The organism is Micromonospora sp. NPDC047187, assembly GCF_040643355.1.
GTDB classification, from domain to species: domain Bacteria; phylum Actinomycetota; class Actinomycetes; order Mycobacteriales; family Micromonosporaceae; genus Micromonospora; species Micromonospora salmantinae.
The window spans coordinates 133,654-152,057 of record NZ_JBEYUF010000012.1 but is presented as its reverse complement, the minus strand read 5'-3'; the positions used below and the strand labels follow the sequence as shown (position 1 = coordinate 152,057).

Below are 18,404 nucleotides of genomic sequence, written 5' to 3'. Positions count from 1 at the left end.
CTCGGCGAACCGCATTTCTATGTACTTCGTAGTCGTGCAACCCGCAGCGAACGCGGGAGTCGGCACGGCCAGCGTGCTCAGCGGAAGTACGATGGCTGCTGCCAGCGCTAGCAGTGATCTCCTCAAGATCTTGCCTCACTCTCTGCGCGGCTGCCGTTTGAGTGAGCCGGCAGCGATGACGGATTGCCGAACACGTCCGAGGTTCGCACCCGTGTGGGTGAAACTGGTTTCCCAGCTTCGATTGACCAACGTCACGGGTGATGGGATTTCACCGTATGGGCGCTGAACAGGCGGTCGCTACCGCCGATGGCTGTCCCGAACACGAGCGCGCTTGTCCAGGCTGCTCACCGGCCTGTTCGGACTTGTTCGAACGCTCGCCAGGAGGTGAGCGACCGTTCCTGGTTCAGCAGAAAAGCCCGCATCTCGCACAGCATCCGACAGCCGTCATGGGTGTGCCGATTGCTGCGTGAGTGTGAGCTGTCCGAGTTCCTGGGTGCATCGGGTGAGCGCGACGTAGAGGCCGTTCCAACCGCGCGGTTCGGCGGCGACGCCCTGAGGGTCGATGAGGAGCGTCGCGTCCCATTCCAGTCCCTTGGACTGGGTTGCGGTGAGCACTGGCACACCACTCAGCAAGGCTTGGAGTGTGGCGATGCGCGCCCCGGGGGCGATGACGCCGACCGTGCCGCCGCGCCACCGTTGCCGTAACTGTCGCACTGCCTCCACGGCGGTGCCGGCAAGCTCAGCGTGTGTGATCGTGCGCTCCCAGGGGGCGATGCCGGAGGAGCGTACCGCTCGTGGCGGAGTGTTCCGGCTGCCAGCCTTCTTCAAGACCGGTTCGGTGAGGTCCATGACCTCGCGCGGGGTCCGGTAGCAGATGGTGAGTTCCGCGGCGGTCCAGCGGTCTCCGAAGGCAGCCCGCACCGCTTGCGCCCAACTGGTGTGCCGGTGGGCTGCCTCGGCCTGGTCGATGTCGCCGACGGCGGTGATGGAGCGACTGGGACAGCGCCGGAGGACCATCTGCCACTGCATCTCGGACAGTTCCTGCGCCTCGTCGATGACGACGTGGCCGTACACCCAGCCGCGCTGGCGGCGAGCACGTTCGGCGAGGAACTCGCCCTGTGGTTGCGGGGTGTCGACCTCGCCGAGCAGGTCGGCGAGGGCGTCGAGCAGGGCGATGTCGCTTGATGCCCATGGGGTGGGCTCGGCGGCGACGGCAGTCATCTCCTCGGGGGACAGCTGCGGGGCGAACCTGGCCAGCAGGGTGCGGTCGGTCAGGAGGTCACCCAGCAGGGTTTCGGGGTCGAGGGTGGGCCACCATGCCTCGATGAACCGGGCGATGGTGGCGTTCTCGGCGATACGACAACGAAGCTGCTCCACTTCCTCCTCGGACAGCAACCCGTCGATGTCGCTGCCGGTGGACGTCCGGGTGGAGGAGTGGTCGTTCGCCATGCTCTTGTCGACGCGGGCGAGGATGTCCTCGAAGCCCTCCTCCATCTCCTCCATCAGCGCCTCGCGCTGCTCGGCGACGACATCGGCCAGGAGGTGGTGCAACTGCTCGACGAACGCCGCGCGGGCACGGTGGTACGGGCGTCCCTGCACCGCCGAGGCGAACGCCTGCGCCACAGTCGGGGCTGGAATGACGTAGAAATCGCCCTCCCAGCGCAGCTTCAGCTCGCGCGGTCGGGGGAGCAGCGACGCGACGTAGCCTTCGAGCGTGGGCTGCCAGAGGGCGCGGCCCTTGATCTCGGCGAGAAGTCGGCTCTCGTCGCGGCCCACGTGGATGTCGGCCAGCAGGGTGTCGCAGGTCGCCGAGACGACGGCGGTCTCACCGAGCGCCGGCAGCACCTGGGCGATGTACTGGAGGAACCGCGGTGAGGGGCCCAGGACCAGGACCGCCTGGTCGGCCATCTTTCGGTGGGTGAACAGCAGGTACGCGACGCGGTGCAGGGCAACCACTGTCTTGCCCGTGCCGGGACCGCCCTGGACGATCAGCGGGCCGGTCGCCTCGGCCCGGATGATGTCGTCCTGTTCGCGTTGCAGGGTGGAGATCGCCGTCGACATGTGACCGGTGCGGCGCTGGTCGAGGGCGGCCAGGAGAGCGCCCTCGCCGACGAGTTCCGACGTTGCGCTCCCGTCCAGTGGCTCGTCGTCCACCCCGACGACGGCCGATCCCGTCGTACGGATGTGCCGGCGCCGTGCCTGACCCTGGGGGTCGACAGCCGTCGCGGTGTAGAACGGCCGAGCTGCCGGAGCGCGCCAGTCCACCAGCAGTGGCTCACTGCCCTCTCCGTCGTCACGGAGACCGATACGGCCCACGTGGCGCACTGTGCCGTCGAGGCCGTCGAGGCGGCCGAAGACCAGCCCTTCCTCTGCGCGCCGTAGCTCGTCGTACTGCTGGCGGAGCATGCGCTGCCGGGCCCGCTCCAACGCGTCCAGGGGCTCTGACGAAAGCTCGACCTGTAGGTGATCGGCCAGCCTGTCGCGCCGGGCGGTGGCCAGGTCCAGAAATGCCTGTTCCTCGGCGACCGCGGATCGGCGCGCCGCACCCTCTGCGGTAGAGGCCGGCAGTTGGCCGTCAGGTGCTACTTCGCCGACGCCAGCGGTGCCGTTGCTCAGGGCAGACTTCTGGTGCATTCGCGAATCCTTGTATCGGGGTAACCCTCGGCCCGGATGAGCCGCAGCGCATTCGGCGGCAAGCATAGAGTTGGTTCCCCTCAACGACCAGGAAATCCGCCGGCAGAGATCGGCATCTCAATGCCTTGCAGTTCCGGGGTTGCTTGTGGCCTCACCAGTGCCATTGTCTTATTGACAGTCGAGTCTTCTTCTGTTCTGCGGATGCTTTCCGAGCAGGGAGTTGCTCTTCGGCCTCCGGCCGGGGGGTGGGTGTTATCAGCCGGACCCCGGGCGGAGTCGACTGTCGCATCAAGGGCGGTGAGGGCTGTCCCGCGCAGGTCAGCTCAACGTGAAGGACGCGTCGTCGACGTCGAAGGCGGTGGCGCCGTTGCCGGCCGTCTCGCTGGAGAGGAAGCTGACCGTCGCGGTGCGTTCGGTCGCGGCGGTTCCGCTCGACATGACGTACTGCCGCCACTGCGCCCCGCCGTCGAAGGCCAGCGAGAACCTCGTCTTCGGGGGTATCCCGGTGACGGCCAGTCCGACGTTCAGGTAGTCGCCGCGGCTGGTCTCCGTAGTGGTGGTCCGCACCCAGAAGCGGACCGTCAGGTCGCAGTTGGCCGGCACTGTGACGGTGGTGCGCAGCAGGTCGGCACGCGTCACGTCCAGCCCGGCGAAGGTGGCGTACGCGCGGCCGGTGTGTGCGGGCCGGGTCGCGTCGCCGAGCACGACGATGCGGGGGCCGGCCGTCCAGCCGGTGGTGCCGCCCTCGAACCCCGGGTTCGGGTGGATCTGCCCGGTGCAGGGCGGGTCGGCCGCTGGCTGGCCGTGGGATGCGCCGCCCGTGGCCAGGAGCAGCGCTGTCGCAACCGAGATGGTGGTGACGAATGCCTTCATCGGTTCCTCCAGCGTCAATACATTCGAGATGATCGATGCATATCGACCATGCGCGATGGGCGGAGGCGCGTCAAGTCCTTCCCGCCGTCGGCTCGGCGCCGACGGCGGCTGACCGGAACATGCTGGTGCTACCGGCGGCGGCGGGCCTCGGCCTCGGTGTCGAGCAGGTCGTTGAGCGTCAGCGCTGAGTTGATCAATGAGAGGTGGCTGAACGCCTGGGGATAGTTGCCAATCTGCTCCCCGGTCACGGCGATCTCCTCGGCATATAGGCCGAGGTGGTTGCTGAAGGTGAACATCTTCTCGAACGTGAGTCGGGCGTCGTCGAGGCGGCCGGCACGGGCCAGCGCCTCGACGTACCAGAAGGTGCACATGTTGAAGGTTCCCTCGTGGCCCGGGAGTCCGTCGGGGGAGTGGACCGGGTCGTACCGGTGGACCAGGCTGTCGGAGACCAGCTCGCGCTCGATCGCCTGCAAGGTGGACTGCCACAGTGGGTCGCTCGGCGTGACGAAACCGACCGCCGGCATCGCGAGCAGCGCCGCGTCCAGCACGTTCTCGTCGTACGCCTGCACGAACGTGCCGCGGGCCCGGTCGTATCCGCGCTCCATGACCTGGTTGTAGATGCGGTTGCGCTGCTCGGTCCAGCAGGTCATGTCCCCGGGGCGGCCGGTGCGGGTGGCCAGCCGGATGGCCCGGTCCAGCGCGACCCAGGACATCACCCGACCGAAGGTGTAGTTGCGAGGGTGGTGGCGGCTCTCCCAGATGCCGGCGTCGGGTTGGTCCCAGTTGTGGCAGAGCCAGTCGACCAGCCGGACGGTGCTCTTCCACACCTGGTGCGAGACGCGGATGCCCTGCTCGTCGGCGAGGTGCATGGCGTAGAGGGCCTCGCCGTGGATGTCGAGCTGGAGCTGGTCGGCGGCGCCGTTGCCGATCCGCACCGGCCGGGAGCCCCGGTAGCCCTCCAGGTGGTCCAGCACCTCCTCGTGCAGGTCGGAGGAGCCGTCCACCCGGTACATGATCTTCAGCGGGTCCTGGTGGTCGCCGGCCTCGCGGATCCGCTCGTCCAGCCAGTTCATGTACTGGCTGACCTCCTCGGTGAAGCCGAGGCCGAGCAGCGCGTGCACCGAGAACGACGTGTCGCGTACCCAGGTGTAGCGGTAGTCCCAGTTGCGGGTTCCGCCGACCAGTTCGGGCAGCGCGGTGGTGGGTGCGGCGATCATCGCGCCGGTCGGCGCGTACGTCATGAGTTTGAGCGTGATGGCCGAGCGCTCGACCATCTCCCGCCAGCGGCCGGTGTAGCGGGAACGTTCGAGCCAGCGCCGCCAGTAGTCCCGGGTCCACTCGAACATGCCCTGGATCTCTTCCGGCGCGAAGATGCGCGGTTCGGCGCCGCCCGTCTCCAGGACCACCCCGCCGGTGTCGCCCTCGTTCAGCGTGCCGTACGCGACCAGGTCGCCGCCCTCAAGGTGGACGTCACCCTGTTCGGAGATCAACCGCCGCACCGGGTCGACCGGGTTGAACGTCAGCGTCGCCGACCGGCTGCGGAAGACGTAACCGTTGTGGTGGCGCTCAAGCTGATGCTCTTCGCGGGCGTAGTCGAACCGCGGCCGGCACTCCACCCGGAAGCGCATGCTGCCGCGGACCATGGTGACGGTGCGGACCAGCCGGTGCGCGTCGGTGGCCCGCTCGCCGGTGACCGGCATGAAGTCCGTCACCTCGGCCACCCCGTCGGCGCTGATGAACCGGGTGATCAGGATGGGTGTGCCGGGCAGGTAGAGCTGCTTGGTCACGTACCGCACGTCGTGCGGCGCGATCTGGAAGTAGCCCCCCTTCTCCTTGTCGAGCAGGGCGGCGAAGATGCTCGGCGAGTCGAACCGCGGCGCGCAGAACCAGTCGACCGTCCCGTCGCACGTCACCAGCGCGGCGGTCTGCAGGTCGCCGATGAGCCCGTGATCCTCGATCGCCGGATAGCTGTCCACGTCTCTCCCCGGTTCGGCTGCGTCCTGCGCACCGAACATAGGGGAGGAATTGTCGACTTAGGTGAGATTCACGTTCTGCCACCCTGTCGCGTGCGCCCACGTGCCACGGCGACGGCCGGGTCCTGCGGTGGCTGGCCCGGGCGTCAGTGCAGCGGGCGGCAGGAGGAACGGATGACCAGCTCGGTGGGGAGCCGGATGTGGGTGTCGCGTTCCACGCCGGCGATCAGGTCGACGAGCAGGCGCAACGCCTCGGCGCCCATCCGTTGCAGCGGCTGCATGATGGTCGTCAGCGGCGGGTTGACCAGCGCCGACTCCGGCACGTTGTCAAAGCCGATCACCGACAGGTCGTCAGGCACCGACAGGCCCATGTCGCGGGCCACGGTCATCGTGGAGATTGCGGAGAGGTCGTTACCCGCGAAGATCGCGCTCGGCCGGTCGGTGAGGGCGAGCAGCTCCGCGGCCGTGCCGGCGGCGCTCTCGATCCGGAACCCGCCGACGCGCACGAGCCGCTCGTCCACCGGCACGCCGGCCTCGGCCATCGCGCTGCGGAAGCCGGCCTCGCGCAGCTGCGCGGACTTCAGGTCGGTGCGTCCACTGATGTGCCCGATCCGCGTGTGGCCGAGGGACAGCAGGTAGTTGGTCGCCAGCACCGCGCCGGCGAAGTTGTCCGAATCGACGGTGGGCAGGTCGGACGGCCCGGTGTGTGGGTCGACGGCCACGACGTGGAAGCTGTGTTCGGTCTCGACCACTGTCGGCGTGACGATCACGGCGCCGTCGATGAGTGTGCCGGAGAGCCGGGCGAGCGAGCGCCGCTCCCACCCCACGGCGGCGCCCTCGCCGTCCCCGCTGGAGTAGGCAAGCAGTTGGTATCCGCTCCCGGCGACCTCCTGCGACGCCCCCTTGAGCAGTTCGGTCGAGAACGGCTCGAACTCGGCGACCAGGATGCCGAGCACGTTGGTGCGGTGGCTGCGCAGGCTCTGCGCCCCCAGGCTCGCCTCGTAGCCGAGCTCGTGGATGACCTGCTGGACGCGTTCCACGGTTGCCTGGGCCACGCCGTAGCGGCCGTTGACGACCTTCGACACGGTCGCGACCGAGACGCCGGCAGTACGTGCCACATCCGACATCTTGACGCGCTGCTGAAACACCACGTCGATGATGATAGGGCCCCGCCGGGGGCCCGTCGTCAGCGACTCGAAAACGTTATCGATACCGATTGACATCAAGTTACATGACTGTAAAACTTCGCCGCAGGCCGAGTACCGCGACTGACTAGTCGAGGAGACATCGATGGCAACGAAGCGGCGTGCGAGTGCCGTCCTGGCACTGTTAATGACAAGTGTTGTCGTCCTCGCCGGGTGTTCCGGCGGCGGCGAAGAGGCGGCCCCTCAGAGCGAGCTGTACAAGGACCCGGTGACCCTGAGCTGGTGGCACAACGCCTCACAGGATGGGCCCGGCAAGACCTACTGGGAGAAGGTCGCCAAGGACTTCTCCGCACTTCACCCCACCGTCAAGATCGAGATCGAGGCGATCGAGACGAACCAGCTCCAGCGCACCCGGCTCCCTGCCGCGCTGCTGAGCAGCGACCCGCCGGACATCTTCCAGGCCTGGGGCGGCGGCGAGATGAGCGAGCAGGTGGAGGCCGACTACCTCAAGGAGATCACCGACCAGACCAAGACCGAGGTCGGCGACATCGGCAGCGCCGCGGAGATCTGGCAGGTCAAGGGCAAGCAGTACGGCCTGCCGTTCCGGATGGGCATCGAGGGCATCTGGTACAACAAGGAAATGTTCGCCAGGGCGGGCATCGCGGCTCCGCCGACCACCTTCGAGGAGCTCAACACCGCGGTCACCAAGCTCAAGGCGATCAACGTCATTCCGATCGCCGTGGGTGCCGGTGACAAGTGGCCGGCCGCGCACTGGTGGTACAACATGGCGCTGCGCGCCTGCTCGGTCGACGCCCTCAAGAAGGCCTCCGCGGAGAAGAACTTCGACGATCCGTGCTTCGTGAAGGCCGGCCAGGATCTGAAGGCGTTCATCGACACCAAGCCGTTCCAGCCCAACTTCATCGCCACGCCGGGCCAGAACGACCCGACCAGCGCCAACGGCATGCTCGCCAACGGCAAGGCCGCGATGGAACTCATGGGTGACTGGAACCGCGGCACGCTGGACACCGTCACCACGGACAAGGCGAAGCTCGCGTCGTTCCTCGGCTGGTTCCCGGTGCCGGCGATCTCCGGTTCCCCGGGCGACCCGAAGGCGGCTCTCGGCGGTGGCGACGGGTTCTCCTGCGCCAAGAACGCCCCGGCGGAGTGCGTCGAGTTCCTCAAGTACATCGTGAGCCCCGAGGTGCAGAAGGGCTACGCCGAGACCGGCACCGGCCTGCCTGTCGCCAAGGGCGCGGCGGACGCCGTGAAGGACCCCGCGCTGAAGTCCATCCTGGAGGCCACCTCCGGGGCGAGCTACGTCCAGCTCTGGCTGGACACGGCGTACGGCAGCACGGTCGGCAACGCGATGAACGACGCGATCGTCGCCATCTTCGCCGGCAACGGGACGCCTGAGAAGGTCGTCTCGGCAATGAAGGCGGCCGCAAGCAAGTGACCTCCGCCAACCAGATCCGTATGCCCGCCGGCGACGCTTCCGCGTCGCCGGCGGGCCCCCACAAGGCCGGGCGCGAGTCCGCCCGCCGCGCCGACAACCGCCGTAAGTGGTACGAGATCATCGGGCTCACCACGCCGGCCGTTCTGATCTACGTGATGTTCGTGCTGGTGCCGATGGGCTTCGCGGTCTACTACAGCCTGTTCCGGTGGCGCGGGGTCGGCCCTCCCACCGAGTTCGTCGGTCTGCGGAACTACACCCTCGCCTTCCAGGACCCGATCTTCCTCGACGCGTTGCGCAACAACGCGATCATCGTGTTCGGGTCGCTGCTGATCCAGGGCCCGATCGCCCTGGGCGTCGCCCTGCTGCTCAACCGTCGCTTCCGTGGGCGGGCCGTGTTCCGCCTGCTGGTGTTCGTGCCGTACGTGCTGGCCGAGGTCACCGTCGGCATCATGTGGAAGCTGTTGCTGACCGACGAAGGCACCGTCGACGCGCTGCTGCGGTCCCTGGGAATGGGCGGCCTGGTGCAAGCCTGGCTGGCGGACCTGGATGTGGTCATCTGGACCCTGCTGGCCATCCTCACCTGGAAATACGTCGGCTTCGCCATCATTTTGCTCCTCGCCGGACTGTCCAATGTGCCGGACGAGCTGACCGAGGCGGCGGCCATCGACGGCGCGAGCTGGTGGCAGATCCAACGGCACGTCACGATCCCGCTGCTCGGCCCGACGATCCGGATCTGGATGTTCCTGTCCATGATCGGCTCGCTGCAGATCTTCGACATGATCTGGGTGACCTCGGTGCCCGCGGTGCGGTCCCTCGGCGCATCGGCCACCATGGCGACATACATGGTGGACAACGGGTTCTTCGCCCGGCTGTGGGGCTATGGCAACGCCGTGGCGGTAATCCTGTTCGTCATCTCCTTCGTGGCGGCGCTGCTGTTCCAGCGGTTCCTGCTCCGCCGCGACATCGAGGGTGCCATCACCGGAAGGGCGAAGTGACGATGGCCGTGAACTCGGTTCTCCCCCCGTCCACCGGACGCCGTCAGGTTTCCTGGGGCACGCCGCTCACCTACGCGCTCGCCCTCGCGATCGCGGCGGTGTCGATCGCCCCGGTCATCTACGTGGTCATCGGCGGGTTCCGCACCACCCCGCAGATCGTCGCGGACCCGGCCGGCCTGCCCGACCCGTTCGTGTGGGACAACTACGCCAGGGTGCTGACCCAGAGCAACTTCTGGCAACAGGCGTTCAACAGCGCGGTCATCGCCCTGGGCACCACGCTGGCCGTGGTGGTGCTCGGACTGGCCGCCGCGTTCGTGCTCGCCCGCTACAGGTTCCGCGGGCGGGAAGGGCTCTACACCTTCTTCACCCTCGGCCTGCTGTTTCCGGCCGGGGCGGCGATCCTGCCGCTCTACCTCATGCTGCGTGACCTGAACCTGATCAACTCCTACTACGCGGTGATCCTGCCGCAGGTCGCCTTCTCACTGCCACTGACGATCGTGATCCTGCGTCCCTTCCTCTCGGCCATCCCGAGAGAGTTGGAGGACGCCGCCGCCATCGATGGTGCGAGTCGGCTCGGCTTCCTCTGGCGCGTCGCGATGCCGCTGTCGCGGCCCGCGCTCGTCACAGTTGGCGTCCTGGCGTTCGTGGCGAGCTGGAACTCGTTCCTGCTGCCGCTGCTCGTGCTCAGCGACGTCAACCTGCACACCCTGCCGCTGGGCGTGCAGAACTTCTCCAGCCAGTACACCACCGACACGGCAGGCGTCCTCGCCTTCACCTCGCTGGCGATGCTGCCGGCACTGCTCTTCTTCACGCTCGCGGAGAAGCAGATCGTCGGTGGTCTGCAGGGTGCGGTCAAGGGCTGAGCGGCAGCGGTACGAGCACAACCACAGGAAGGCACAGCATGACTGAGGTCCACGCGGTGGTGGGCAGCCCGGCGCCGGCTCAGGCAGGGCCGGAGCACGGACGACCGGACGGGCAAGACGGCGAGGCCCGCGTACGCGATCTCCTCGGCCGGATGACGATCGAGGAGAAGATCGCCCAGCTCGTCGGCTTCTGGGAAAAGGAGGACGGCGAGGCGGTCGCACCGATGCAGGGAGAGTTCGGCGTGGCCGTCACGCTCGACGATTTCTCCCGGCACGGGCTCGGTCACCTCACCCGCACCTACGGCACCCGCCCCGTGGACGCGGCCGAACACGCGGCCTGGTTGTGGAAGTTCCAGAGCGACCTGGTCACCGGGACCCGGCTCGGCATCCCGGCGATCGTTCACGAGGAGTGCCTCACCGGGCTGTCCGCGTGGAAGGCGGCCACCTTCCCCACCCCGCTGGCCTGGGGTGCCGCATTCGACCCCGAACTGGTCACCGAGATGGCCGCGGCGATCGGCGCCTCGATGCGGACCCTGGGCGTGCACCAGGGGCTCTCTCCGGTGCTCGACGTGATCCGCGACCCCCGCTGGGGTCGGGTCGACGAATGCATCGCCGAAGACCCGTACCTGGTCGGCACCATCGGCACGTCGTACGTGCGTGGTCTGCAGTCGCAGGGGGTGCACGCCACCCTCAAGCACTTCGCCGGCTACTCCGCCTCGCGCGCCGGGCGCAACTTCGGGCCGGTGCACATCGGCCGCCGGGAACTGGCCGACGTACTGCTTCCCCCGTTCGAGATGGCGATCATCGACGGCGACGCGCGCAGCGTCATGCACTCGTACACCGAGATCGACGGGGTGCCGGTCGCCGCCGACCCGACCATGCTGACCGGTATCCTGCGGGACCAGTGGGGCTTCGACGGCACGGTGGTGGCCGACTACTACGGGGTCGCGTTCCTGAACCTGCTGCACCACGTGGCGAGCGATCACGCGGACGCCGCCGGGCAGGCGTTGAGCGCCGGCCTCGACGTCGAACTGCCGACCGGCGACGCCTATCTGACCCTGCGGGAGTCGGTGCTGGAGGGCAAGCTCGACGAGGCGCTCATCGACCGCGCGGTGCTGCGGGTACTGCGCCAGAAGCTGGACCTGGGTCTGCTCGACGCGACCTTCGACGACGAGCCGCCCCAGGCGATCGACCTCGACTCGCCCGAGCACCGGTCGATCGCCCGCCGGCTTGCCGAAGAATCGGTCGTACTGGTCGCCAACCGGGACGTGCTGCCGCTGCCCGCCGGGCAACGGGTGGCCCTCATCGGCCCGAACGCCGACCGGCAGAGCGCGCTCTTCGGATGCTACTCATTCCTCAACCACGTCCTCGTCCAGCACCCCGGCGCGGAGACCGGCATCGAGGTCTCCACCGTGCTCGACTCCGTGCGGGCCGAGTTCGGCGGCGATCTCGTCACCTGGGCACGCGGCTGCGACGTGGACACCGACGACCGTTCCGGCTTCGACGAGGCCGTCGCCACGGCCTCCGCCGCCGACGTGGCCGTCCTGGTCGTCGGCGACCACGCCGGCCTCTTCGGACGCGGCACGGTCGGCGAAGGCTGCGACCGGGACGACCTGGAGTTGCCCGGCGTCCAGCGCGAACTGGTCGAGTCGGTGTTGGCAACCGGCACACCGGTCGTCCTCGTGCTGGTCACCGGTCGGCCGTACGCGGTCGGCTGGGCGCTCCCGCGCTGCGCGGCGGTGGTGCAGGCGTTCTTCCCGGGCGAGGAGGGCGCCGGGGCGATCGCGGGGGTGCTCTCCGGGCGGGTCAACCCGTCGGGCCGGCTGCCGGTCACCCTGCCCGGGTCGGCCGGCGCGCAGCCGTACTCCTACCTGCACCCCACCCTCGGTGCGGGCAACGCGGGGACCAACCTGCCGGCGACGCCCGTGGCGTCGTTCGGCCACGGCCTGTCCTACACGACGTTCGCGTACAGCGAGCTCACCGTGCCCGGCACGACGCCCACCGATGGGGCGGTAGGGGTGACCGTGCGGGTGACGAACACCGGCGCGGTCGTCGGCGACGACGTGGTCCAGCTCTACGGTCGTGACGTGGTCGCCTCGGTGACCCGACCGGTGGCGCAGCTGCTCGGCTACCGGCGAGTCCGTCTGGAACCGGGCCAGTCCGTCACGGTCGAGCTGACGGTGCCCACCACCCGTCTGGCCTTCTCCGACCGTACGTTCACCCGCGTGGTGGAGCCCGGCGACGTCGAGCTGTGGGTCGGCACCAGCGCGCGGCGGGATGCCCAGGCGGTGACCACGCTGGTCGGTGACACCGTCCGGGTGACCAACACCTCCCCACGCTGGACCACCACCGACGTGCGCTGAGAGCCGGTCCGCCGATTGCCCCCAACGGACAGTCGGCGGACCGGCCCCACTCGCGCGCCGGTTCTCCGCGGTGACCTCGCACGGCAGCACCGGGTCCGGCACCCAGCTGGGCCGGCGACGCCAGCACGACGACGTGCTACTCCCGCACGCGGTCCTGGTGCGGGCCGAGCTGGCTGATCTCGTACCCGTCGGGGTAGCTCTTGGCCTTGATCCCGTCGGCGAACAACGCGGTCGTCCGTGGTGCCCCGAACCATCGCTGCAACCGCGAGCGCGTCCGCAACGCCAGGTGCAACCCCGCCCGGACCGGCCAGACCGGCGTGTCGACCCGCGTTGCGCGCCGCAGCGGTGCGTCGTAAAGGGCGCTGACCAGCGCGTTTCCCAGTGGGGTGAGCATCCGGGGGATCCGGGTGAGCATCAGCATACGGCTGGCGCGTTCGATGGCCGCCGCGTCGTCGTTGGGTTGCAGGTGAGCTGCGTCGTGCGCGTCGAACCAGGTCTCGAACTCGTCGTACGACCCGGGGATGTCGGCGATGCCCATCCGTCGGCCGAGTTCCCGGTAGAAGAGGTACGTGGCGTGACGTTCGTGGCAGCAGGGCGGGCGCCAGCCGTACTCCTGCAACCACCGGGTGGGGATCACGACCAGGCAGCCGAGGACGTAGCGGAAGTCGTCGTTGCTGATGTCGTACCGGCGGTGGATCTGGTTGACGCGCCGCAACGCCTCGCGGCCCCGAGGCTGGTCGAAGCCGTTGAGCACCATCTCGTACATCAGCAGGCCGGTGTCGTCGAGCCGCTTCTGGGTGCGTTCGGTCAGCTCGCCAGTGGCGGTGTGCACGGCGGCGATGGCGGGGATGGAGAAGGACCGGTTGAAGGCGAGGTTGAGCCCGAGTTTCATGTCCCACGGAAACTCGTAGCGCAGCATGGTCTGGTAGATGACCAGGTAGTCGTGCTCCGGGTCGAGAGCACGGGTGCGGGTCAGGTTGCCGTAGCGGCCTCTCATCGGGGGACCCCCGGGCCCTGGCCACCAAACCAGGTCACGGTGTCTGCGGTCGACGCCCTCATCGGTCTATCGACCCCGGTGCCGCGGGCGGTTCGCCATCAACCGAGTGTACGGGTGGGTCAGGCCGGCTCGGCCGTGGTCGGTAGCACCGCGATCAGGTCGAGCACCTCGACGGCGTGGGCCGGGCCGACGGTGTCGGTGAGGATGGCCGTGAACGCCTCGTCGCCGAGCCCGGCCCGCAGTTCGCGCAGCGCGTTGAGGTCGAGCGCCGCGTTCGTCGACCCGATCTGCCGGTCGATGCTCAGTGCCTCGACGATCAGCGGGATGCCCTCCGCCGGGTGGCCCTGCTCGACGCGCAGCTGCCCGATCGCCACCTGGTCCAGTGCCACCTCCTCCCAGTTGCCCTGCTCGCGGTCGATCCGCAGGCAGGTCCGGTAGCACCGCTCGGCCAGCGCCTGGTCGCCGCGCAGCCCAGCCACCCGGCCGAGGTGGAAGGTGCTGTTGGAGACGCCCGACAGGTTCCCGAGCCGCTTCTTGATCGCGATGGAGCGGCGGTAGAACCCATCCGCACCGGCGAGGTCCTCCTGCTCCTCACAGACCCGGCCGAGCTGGTGCAGGACGATGGCCTGGTTGGGCTCGTGGCGCAGCACGCGGTAGACCTCCAACGCCTGCTCGTAGCGGGACCGGGCCTCGGCCAGCCGGCGGGTCTCCAGGCCCACCCGGCCAAGGTCCTCGTGGCACTTGGCGACCCCCGCCTGGTGGCCGGCGGCGGCGCAGATCGGCAACGCTCGCAGCAGGCACATCCGGGCGGTGCCGAACTCACCCGCCTGGGCGGCGGCGATGGCGAGCAGGACGTACCCACTGCCGAGCGGCGTCGGGTGGGAAACGTCGAACCGGAACCGCAGGTACGCCTCGACCCACTCGGCCCGCTGCGCCGCCTGCCGCCGGTCGAGGTGTCGGGCCAGCAGGGCGGAGAAGGCTCGCGCGCCCAGTTCCAGGCGCTGCACGGCCAGCCATTCCAGGGCTGCCTGGAACGGCGGCTGGTCGTCCCCGCCGATCGCGTTCAGGGTGTGCGGCACCGCCTCGGCAGCCCGGCCGAGGACGGTTCGGACGCCGCCGAGCAGTTCGTCGCAGCGGCGCAGGAGCGGGTCCTCGTCGAGGGCCGCGACGATCGTCCGCGCGCGGGCGAAGCAGCTCTCGGCGAATTCGAGGTCGTCGAGGTCGCGGGAGAGGTGACCGAGCAGCAGCGAGCACTCCGCGATGTGACCGTTGCTGCCGACCTCCTCGAAGATCTTCAGGGCGGCGCGGATCCGCTCCTCGGCGGTCTCGTACGCGAACTGGGCGAGGGCGATCCGCCCGAGCATCACCAGCCCGCTGCCCTGCTGGACCCGGACGCCCAACCGTCCGTAGGAGCTGATCGCCACCTGGATGCACTGCTCCGCCTTCACGAGGTCGCGGGCCTCGAAGGCGAGTACGCCGATCTGGTGGTGGCTCGCCGCGATCCCCTCCAGGTCGTCGAGGTCCCGGGCGATCGCCAGCTCCTCCAGGTACCGCGACATGGCCAGCTCGGCGTCGCCGTTGCCGCGGGCGATGCCGGCGAGCTGGTGCAGGGTCCGGGAGACCGCCGAGCGGTCGTCGAGCCGGCTCAGGATCGTCAAGGCCTCCTGGAACAACCGGTCCGCGGTCGCCCGGTCACCCCGGTTGTCGGCGACCAGGCCCAACTGGTGCAGGAGTTTGCCGACCCCGCTGTCGTCGCCGAGATCCCGGTAGACGGCCAGCGCCGCCTCGTAGCGCTGCGTCGCCTGCGGGTATTCGCCCCGGCTCAGGTGCACGTCGCCGAGTCCCTTGAGGAAGCTCGCCCCGCGCGCCGAGCCCGGTGGCGCCATCGGCAGCAGCTCCCGCCAGATCTTCTCCTCCCAGGCCCAGTGCCCGGCCGCGTGCAACTCCTGACAGGCCAGTTCGGAGTAGGTGACGACCTGGTCGGTGTCACCTGCGGCCAGGTGGTGGTACCGCGCCTCGACGACCCGGCGGATGAGGTCGTGCTGGTCGGTGCTGGACCGGGCCCGCCAGCCCCAGTAACGGCCCGCCCGGCGGTGCGCGTCGACCACCGCGTCGCTGCCGGCGATCCGCAGCAGGCTCGCCGCCGTCCACCGGTGCACCAGGTGACCCCCGGTCACCGGGGCGAGCAGTCCCAGCTGCGACAGCGTCTGGACCGACTCGTCCAGCCCCGCCGGTTCCGGTGGTGGGGCGTCGCCGTCCGTCGGGTCGGCGAGCTGCCAGGCGAGGCCGGTCCGGTCGACCGGGGTGCGGTACACCGCCGCGCCGAGCAGCAACCGACGGGCCGCCGGGACGGCCTCCAGACCGGCGAGCAGCCGGGGCAGCAGCACATCCTCGGCGGCCAGCGCGCCGGCCTCGGCCAGCGGCGTGCCAACCTCCGCCGGCCCGGCGTCCCGGCCGCCACCGACCGCGGCCAGTCGGCCGGCCACCTCGTCGGATCGGGCGTTGCCGCCGCGCAGCAGGCCGTCGAGGTATTCCAGCGCGCGTGGGTGACCACCCAGCCGGTGCCACATCCGTTGTTGTTCCGCCGGCGCCAGTTGGCCCACGCCTGGCAGCCGCCAGAGCAGCTTGCGGGTCTCCTGCCAGGTGAGCGGACCGAGGTGACAGGTTTCCAGACCGGCGACCGGGAACGGGTGCCGGCTGGTCACGACCAGCTCGTGGTGGGACGCCCAGGCGGCGAGGAACGCCGCCAGGTCCGTGTCGGCCAACCGGTGCTCGGTGTCCAGGGCGTCCTCGGCGTTGTCGAGGACGAGCAGCAGCGGCGGGCCGCCGGCGCCGATCGAGTCCAACCGTCGCCGCCAGTCCTGGCCCGGCGCGGCGAGAGCGACGAGCCATCGCCGCAGCGGGTCGTCCGGGGCCGCTGCCGCGCACCGGCTCTCCACCTGGCGGCGTAGCTCGTCGAGGATCCCGTCGACTGTGGCGTCCCCGTGGGTCGCCACGACGATGCCACACGCATCGCGGAACCGCCGCGCGAGTTCGGCGGCGAGACTCGTCTTGCCGATCCCGCCGATGCCGTGGACGAGCACCCGAAGCTTTCCTCGCGACAGCCGACGCAGGATCTCCCGGCGGCCAACGAAGTCCGTGGGTGCGCGCACCACGCCGTCCCCGACGATCGACTGGCCGGGCGGCACGGCGACGGCAGCGCCGCCTCGTCCACCGGCCAGCCGCAGCCCGGGGTCGGCCAGGAACAGCGTCGGCATCCACCACTCGGCGGAGGTCGGGGCCAGCTCGCGGCGTACGGCGGAGACCTCCGCCAACAGCTCCGGCTCGCTGCGGGCGGCCAACCGCTCGTAGAGCCGAGCGCAGAACTCGATGGTGTACCCGTCGCTGACCGTCCCGTTCATCGCCAGCACCGCCGGCGCGCCGTGGGTCAGCAGAGCGCCGGCCAACCCGGGCAGCTCCCGTTGATCCTGCCGAGCGGTGGAGCAGCCGGCCAGCACGATCAACGGTACGGTCCGGCCCGGCGGCAGCACCTCGGCCAGGAACCGCGCGGCGTCCACGCGGTCCTCCGCGCCGGTGGGGGTCTCCAGCAGCAGCGCGCCGGGGCGCGCGTGACTGGAGACGTGCAGGACGTGGAACGGCTCCTCGGCGAGGGCGGCCCTGATCGCGGCGGCGCTGCCCCACTCCAGGACGCGCACCCGCACCCCGTGCCGATGCCCGGGTTCCACAGCGCCGAGGATCCGACCGAGTTCCCGCTCGTGGTCCAGCAGCGGCTGGGTCGAGTCGTCCGGGCTCGCGATCGCCGCGAGCATCCGCAGTGGGCCGTCCACCCGGACCGTGGGTGCCGGTGTGTCAGGGCCGGTCCGGCAGACGTCGACGTCGGGGTGCAGCGCCAGCGGCAGTTCCTCGCCGGGCAGTACCAGGGTCTCCCAGGGCAGGTCGGCCAGGGCCGGGTCGACGACCTCGATGCCGAGCCGGTGCCGGCCGGGGCGGGCCAGTTCGGTGCGCAGGGCCGGACCGGGGGCGTCGAGGAAGCGGCGGCCGAGCGCGACGCCGACCTGGTACGACAGCTCCACCGAGGGGCCGCCGCGCAGTCGCCAGAGCAGGTCGGCGGTGCGTTGATCGGCGGGGCCCACCGGGTGTCGGCGCCGGTCGCCGCGGACGGCCAGGACCACGTCGGTCGCGCTGACTGTCAACCGGATCACGAAGGCCCCCTGCGGTCGCCCGGCGGACGACCCGACGCCGGGATGGATTGCCGGGCTGACCGATACTGTATCCATGGCTGACGATCCTGAGGAGCTTGTGCAAGTCAATGCCGTGCGGATCAACGACAGCGGCGAGCTGGAGTTCTACGACGGCCAGCGCTGGGTGCCGTACACCGATCTGCCCGACGACGAGAACGGCCCGCTGGGTGTCGTCTTCCGCGACGACAGCCGATGACCGGGGAATCGCCGACGGGCGGCGCGGGGTTGGACGCGTTGCCGTCCCCGTTGGACTCGGTCGCGGACAGTCGGGCGGCGGCACGATGGATCATCTCCTCGGCCGGCGCCGTGGGCGCGCTGCTGCTCGGCGGCGGCCCGCTGATCGCCGCCGGCAAGGTCACCGACTGGGCTCACGCGGCGTGGGCGGGCGGCGGTCTGCTGGTGACGCTGCTCGGCGTGGCCTGGGCGATCTGGCGGACCAGCGAGGTGCTCGTCCCGCCGATGACCACGCCGGCGACGCTCACCGGGCCGCAGCTGCGCGGCCTGCGCGAGCGGCTGGAGGCCGAGCCCTGGTACCACTTCGGCGGGTACGCCGGTGACGTCGACGGTCTGCTGCGTCATCGCCGGATCGCTGCGGAGATCACCTGCCGCCTGTCGACGGCCCCGCCGCAGGAGCGGGCCGCCCTCCGGGCAGGGCTCGCCACCGCGCGCCGCAACATCGCCCGGACCGACCCGTACCTGCGCTGGCTGCTCGCCACGGCGCACGCCTGGCAGGTCAGGGAGGCGTTGCGCCGGGCCCGCCGGCAGACCTTCCTGGGCGCCGCGCTGGTGGTGGTCGGGGCAGTGGTGTTCATCGCCGCGACCGCCGGATAGCGCGCCGCCTCGTCGGGCTACGACGAAAGCGGCGCG

General features: G+C 70.0%; 12 protein-coding genes. 6 read left to right on the top strand and 6 right to left on the bottom strand.

Going from position 1 to position 18,404, the window contains the following annotated elements; all coding sequences use genetic code 11:
• Positions 1–444: 444 nt before the first annotated feature.
• The 4 genes from ABZ794_RS20385 to ABZ794_RS20370 form a co-directional block, all read right to left on the bottom strand.
• Positions 445–2,634 (bottom strand): UvrD-helicase domain-containing protein, encoded by a 2,190-nt coding sequence (locus tag ABZ794_RS20385; RefSeq protein ID WP_357516958.1) that lies wholly within the window; start codon positions 2,632–2,634, stop codon positions 445–447.
• Positions 2,635–2,952: 318 nt separating this feature from the next.
• A complete protein-coding gene (locus ABZ794_RS20380; RefSeq protein ID WP_357516956.1) occupies positions 2,953–3,507 on the bottom strand; it encodes a hypothetical protein in 555 nt (184 codons plus the stop codon).
• Positions 3,508–3,635: 128 nt separating this feature from the next.
• Positions 3,636–5,483 (bottom strand): glycoside hydrolase family 15 protein, encoded by a 1,848-nt coding sequence (locus ABZ794_RS20375; protein WP_210781229.1) that lies wholly within the window; start codon positions 5,481–5,483, stop codon positions 3,636–3,638.
• 143 nt (positions 5,484–5,626) lie between these two features.
• On the bottom strand, positions 5,627–6,631 hold the full coding sequence (locus ABZ794_RS20370) for a LacI family DNA-binding transcriptional regulator (RefSeq protein WP_112584529.1): 1,005 nt from the start codon (positions 6,629–6,631) through the stop codon (positions 5,627–5,629).
• A gap of 139 nt (positions 6,632–6,770) precedes the next feature.
• Between ABZ794_RS20370 and ABZ794_RS20365 the strand changes: the two genes are divergently transcribed.
• The 4 genes from ABZ794_RS20365 to ABZ794_RS20350 are packed head-to-tail and all read left to right on the top strand — an operon-like array spanning position 6,771 to position 12,299.
• Positions 6,771–8,078 (top strand): extracellular solute-binding protein, encoded by a 1,308-nt coding sequence (locus ABZ794_RS20365; RefSeq protein WP_210781225.1) that lies wholly within the window; start codon positions 6,771–6,773, stop codon positions 8,076–8,078.
• Positions 8,075–9,073: a sugar ABC transporter permease gene (locus ABZ794_RS20360; protein WP_238689333.1), complete on the top strand. Its 999-nt coding sequence runs from the start codon at positions 8,075–8,077 to the stop codon at positions 9,071–9,073. The genes ABZ794_RS20365 and ABZ794_RS20360 overlap by 4 nt, the downstream gene beginning before the upstream one ends.
• A 2-nt stretch (positions 9,074–9,075) precedes the next feature.
• Entirely contained in the window at positions 9,076–9,936 is an 861-nt protein-coding gene (locus ABZ794_RS20355; protein WP_181518555.1) for a carbohydrate ABC transporter permease, read from the top strand.
• A 38-nt stretch (positions 9,937–9,974) separates the two neighbouring features.
• A complete protein-coding gene (locus ABZ794_RS20350; RefSeq protein ID WP_357516953.1) occupies positions 9,975–12,299 on the top strand; it encodes a glycoside hydrolase family 3 N-terminal domain-containing protein in 2,325 nt (774 codons plus the stop codon).
• A 136-nt stretch (positions 12,300–12,435) separates the two neighbouring features.
• Here ABZ794_RS20350 and ABZ794_RS20345 read toward each other — a convergent pair whose 3' ends face one another.
• A complete protein-coding gene (locus tag ABZ794_RS20345) occupies positions 12,436–13,296 on the bottom strand; it encodes an oxygenase MpaB family protein (RefSeq protein WP_357516951.1) in 861 nt (286 codons plus the stop codon).
• 119 nt (positions 13,297–13,415) lie between these two features.
• The gene (locus ABZ794_RS20340; protein ID WP_357516949.1) at positions 13,416–17,573 is read right to left on the bottom strand and encodes a tetratricopeptide repeat protein; all 4,158 of its coding nucleotides are present in this window, start codon (positions 17,571–17,573) and stop codon (positions 13,416–13,418) included.
• Between ABZ794_RS20340 and ABZ794_RS20335 the strand changes: the two genes are divergently transcribed.
• Both ABZ794_RS20335 and ABZ794_RS20330 read left to right on the top strand, forming a co-directional pair.
• Positions 17,572–17,733, top strand: coding sequence for a hypothetical protein (locus ABZ794_RS20335; RefSeq protein ID WP_238689338.1), 162 nt, complete (start codon positions 17,572–17,574; stop codon positions 17,731–17,733). The two genes, ABZ794_RS20340 and ABZ794_RS20335, sit on opposite strands and share 2 nt — an antisense overlap.
• A complete protein-coding gene (locus ABZ794_RS20330; RefSeq protein ID WP_238689339.1) occupies positions 17,730–18,368 on the top strand; it encodes a hypothetical protein in 639 nt (212 codons plus the stop codon). The genes ABZ794_RS20335 and ABZ794_RS20330 overlap by 4 nt, the downstream gene beginning before the upstream one ends.
• Positions 18,369–18,404 lie beyond the last annotated feature (36 nt).